This is a genomic window from Nevskiales bacterium, from assembly GCA_035574475.1.
GTDB lineage: Bacteria > Pseudomonadota > Gammaproteobacteria > Nevskiales > DATLYR01 > DATLYR01.
This window is the reverse complement of the sequence record DATLYR010000201.1, coordinates 1-3072: the sequence shown is the minus strand read 5'-3', so window position 1 is coordinate 3072 and position 3072 is coordinate 1. Positions and strand designations below refer to the sequence as shown.

The following is a 3072-nucleotide window of genomic DNA, read 5'->3' as shown; positions in this document are numbered from 1 at the left end:
TGTTCCTGCACGACCGCGCCATGACCACGCTGTCCCAGGTGGCGGCGATGAAGAACGTCTCGCTGCCGGACCTGCGCGGCCAGCTGAAGCTGCCGACATGAAGCGCCCCAGGCCAGTCAGCAACCTGCGCCAGGTGCACCTGCTGCCCAAGGGCAAGTGCTGCCGCCAGTGCCTGCGGTTTGACGAGTGCCGCGAGGAAATCGTGGATCTCGCCGGCGACGAGGAGATCTGCGATTTCGATCCACCGAGATTCGACTTTACGGGTGCGTCCCGGCGTGAGCTGCCCCCGATGACGCATAGCTGAGGAAACGACCATGAGCATGGAAACCATTGAAACCAAGACCCGCGCCTATGCCGAAGCCAGGAGCGTCCTGGCGTCGCGCGTTGAGGCGCTGAACGAAGAGCTGGATAAGGCCCGCCGCCGCAGCCTGCCCGGCATCAAGCGCGCCCTGGGCATCGCCAAGGCCGCCGAGGAGGATCTGCGCGCCGAGATCGAGGCGCACCCGGAACTGTTCGAAAAGCCCAGGAGCGTGATCCTGCACGGTGTGCGCGTGGGCTACCAGAAGGCCAAGGGCACCATTGAGTGGGATGACGACGATCGCGTCGTGGCGCTGATCCAGAAGCACCATCCGGACCTGTTCGACAACCTGGTCAAGACCATCGAGAGGCCGATTAAAACGGCCCTCAACACCCTTTCCGTCGCCGATCTCAAGAAGATCGGGGTGACGGTGGTCGAGGCCGGCGACCAGGTAGTGATCAAGCCGGTCGACAGCGACGTGGACAAGCTGGTAGATGCGCTCTTGCGCGACGCCTCCGAGGACTCGGACAGCCTGGCGGCGTGAATGACTGGCTGCCAGTGCTGGTGATGACGGCCTGCGCGATCGGACTGGTGGACGGCTTCTTCGAACTGCTGATGAGAATCAAACCAACAAGGGAGACGGCTATGTGGGCAAGAGCGATTTGCCTGTTCGTGGGATCGGTGATCGTGGGCGTGTATTTCGGCCTCGGACCCTTCCTGGCGGTGCTGCTGATCGGCGGGGCGGTGATGCCGGTGCCGGGTCAGCGCGGCGGGTAGAAGCGCCATGAGCTTCTACTGGGTGTTCAGCGAGAAGCAGCTTGAGGAGGCCATGCAGGCGCACTACCAGGCTGCGGTTGCGCGCGGCGAGCTGACGGAAGCCGAAGCCGGCCTGCTCGGCGGTGCCGTCAGGGAGTTTCTTTTCGGCGAGCAGCTCCGAGCGATGGATATGCGGCGCGGTGAGAGCGTGCAAAAGGCCGCTGGATGATCGACCGCGCTGAGTTCATGCGCCGGGCGCTGGTGGCGCTCAATGGCTGCAGCTTCAAGGAGGGCTCGCACGCGGCCGACCTGGTGCAGCGTGTGCGCGGCCACTATCAGGCCGAGCTTGCCGGCAGACCCCGCTTCACCACCCCGTCGCAGGAGGCCTACTTCTGCAAGGTGCTGCTGCAGCACCGCTACGAGATCACGGACCAGCAGCTGCTCGAATTCGCCGAGCATAACGCCAAGGGCTACTGACATGGGCGCCGCGCAAGACACCCGTACGCGCGAGCTGGCCCGGATCCACTGCCTCAAGCGCGATCTGGATCTGTCTGATGAGACCTATCGCAACCTGCTCTGGACCATCGCGCGCGTTCACTCCGCCAAGGATCTGGACAGCTACGGCCGCCAGCAGGTGATCGCACAGCTGTCCGGCCGCAGCCTGCCCACGCCGCCCACCAGGCGCGTCAAGGCCGCCAGCGACCGACAGCCGCTCATCCGCAAGATCGAGGCCATGCTGGCTGCCAGCGGACGCGAGCGCGCCTACGCCGCCGGGATCTGCCGGCAGATGCGCATCCCCGAGCAGCTGGAGTGGTGCACCAGCGAGCAGCTGCGCAAGGTGGTGGCGGCGCTGACCTACGACGCGCGCCGTCGCGCAAGTGGGCACCAACCGTGAAGCACACCTGCCACTGGCCTGGCTGCGGCCGTCCCGTACCGCCGTCTATGTGGGGCTGCAAGCCGCACTGGATGCGTCTGCCTCCCCGTTTGCGCACGATGATCTGGGCGCATTACCGGCCCGGCCAGGAGATCGACAAAAGGCCATCAGCCGCCTATCTGCGGCGGGCGAAGCTCGCACAGCGCTGGATCCGGAGGTTCGGACGGCGATGAACGCCCTGGTCCAGGATCTGCTGCCGCCTTCTCTGCATGACCTGGTCGAGGTGATCGGCCTGCGTGCAGCGTTGGCGCTGGTGGAACGCTGGGGCGGCACGCGCGTCTACATCCCGGAGCACGCCCCCGGCAGCGACCATCCGCTGGCACAGCAAATCGGGCAGGAGGCAACGCGCAAGCTCTGCCGCGCCTATGCCGGCGAAACGATGTCGGTGCCAAGGGCCTATCGCGCGCTGCGCGCCGCTCTTTACCGTCAGATTCGCCATGACTACCATCAGCGCGGCCGCAGTGCCGCCGAACTTGCTCGCGAGCACGGCATGACCGAGCGCTGGGTTTACGCGATTGTCTCCAGCGCTGAAGGCGATAGACTGAGCCCGCAGCTCGGGCTGCTCTGACCAACGCGCATCCCCACGCCTTCTAGCTGAAGCCCTTCAGCATTATTCCCCGCTGAACCGCTGCCCACACTGGGCAGCATGACGAAAGACCAACTCAAGGCCTTCTGCCCCGCCGCACTCAGGTTCTATGACGGCCTGATCGCGACGTTCGAGCGCTTCGAGATCAACACGCCGAAGCGCCAGGCGCAGTTTCTGGCCCAGGTCGCGCATGAGAGTGGCGGCTTCCGCTATGTCCGCGAGCTGGCATCTGGCGCGGCTTACGACACTGGCCGACTGGCGACACGCCTGGGCAATACGCCGGCGAAGGACGGCGACGGCCAGAAGTACAAGGGCCGCGGTCTGATTCAGGTTACCGGCACCGGAAACTACCGCGCCTGCAGCCGTGCTCTGTTCGGCGACGATCGGCTGCTCAAGAACCCCCAGCTGCTCGAAGACCCGATCAACGCATGCCTGTCGGCAGGGTGGTATTGGAACAGCCGCAAGCTCAATGCCTATGCCGACGCCGACCGCTTTACC

The 3072-nt window shown here is 65.4% G+C and carries 8 protein-coding genes; all 8 read left to right on the top strand.

Going from position 1 to position 3072, the window contains the following annotated elements; genetic code table 11:
• Nucleotides 1-97 precede the first annotated feature (97 nt).
• Nucleotides 98-304, top strand: a complete 207-nt coding sequence (locus VNJ47_12135) for a hypothetical protein (GenBank protein HXG29583.1) — start codon at nt 98-100, stop codon at nt 302-304.
• 10 nt (nt 305-314) lie between these two features.
• Nucleotides 315-842: a host-nuclease inhibitor Gam family protein gene (locus tag VNJ47_12130; GenBank protein HXG29582.1), complete on the top strand. Its 528-nt coding sequence runs from the start codon at nt 315-317 to the stop codon at nt 840-842.
• Nucleotides 839-1075: a hypothetical protein gene (locus VNJ47_12125; GenBank protein ID HXG29581.1), complete on the top strand. Its 237-nt coding sequence runs from the start codon at nt 839-841 to the stop codon at nt 1073-1075. Before VNJ47_12130 ends, VNJ47_12125 begins: the two co-directional genes overlap by 4 nt.
• Nucleotides 1076-1082: 7 nt before the next feature.
• Nucleotides 1083-1283 carry a hypothetical protein gene (locus VNJ47_12120; GenBank protein ID HXG29580.1) on the top strand — a complete coding sequence of 67 codons (201 nt, stop codon included), beginning with the start codon at nt 1083-1085 and terminating at the stop codon, nt 1281-1283.
• The gene (locus VNJ47_12115) at nt 1280-1531 is read left to right on the top strand and encodes a hypothetical protein (protein HXG29579.1); all 252 of its coding nucleotides are present in this window, start codon (nt 1280-1282) and stop codon (nt 1529-1531) included. Before VNJ47_12120 ends, VNJ47_12115 begins: the two co-directional genes overlap by 4 nt.
• Before the next feature lies 1 nt (nt 1532).
• Nucleotides 1533-1949 (top strand): regulatory protein GemA, encoded by a 417-nt coding sequence (locus tag VNJ47_12110; protein HXG29578.1) that lies wholly within the window; start codon nt 1533-1535, stop codon nt 1947-1949.
• Nucleotides 1950-2157: 208 nt separating this feature from the next.
• Nucleotides 2158-2556, top strand: a complete 399-nt coding sequence (locus VNJ47_12105; protein ID HXG29577.1) for a Mor transcription activator family protein — start codon at nt 2158-2160, stop codon at nt 2554-2556.
• Nucleotides 2557-2634: 78 nt separating this feature from the next.
• On the top strand, nt 2635-3072 hold a 438-nt coding region (locus tag VNJ47_12100; protein HXG29576.1), incomplete at its 3' end, for a glycoside hydrolase family 19 protein.

What these genes read in the sequence shown, in the direction of transcription:
- VNJ47_12135 (HXG29583.1), top strand. Translation starts at nt 98, where the DNA reads ATGAAGCGCCCCAGGCCAGTCAGCAACCTGCGCCAGGTGCACCTGCTG.
- VNJ47_12130 (HXG29582.1), top strand. Translation starts at nt 315, where the DNA reads ATGAGCATGGAAACCATTGAAACCAAGACCCGCGCCTATGCCGAAGCC.
- VNJ47_12120 (HXG29580.1), top strand. Translation starts at nt 1,083, where the DNA reads ATGAGCTTCTACTGGGTGTTCAGCGAGAAGCAGCTTGAGGAGGCCATG.
- VNJ47_12115 (HXG29579.1), top strand. Translation starts at nt 1,280, where the DNA reads ATGATCGACCGCGCTGAGTTCATGCGCCGGGCGCTGGTGGCGCTCAAT.
- VNJ47_12110 (HXG29578.1), top strand. Translation starts at nt 1,533, where the DNA reads ATGGGCGCCGCGCAAGACACCCGTACGCGCGAGCTGGCCCGGATCCAC.
- VNJ47_12105 (HXG29577.1), top strand. Translation starts at nt 2,158, where the DNA reads ATGAACGCCCTGGTCCAGGATCTGCTGCCGCCTTCTCTGCATGACCTG.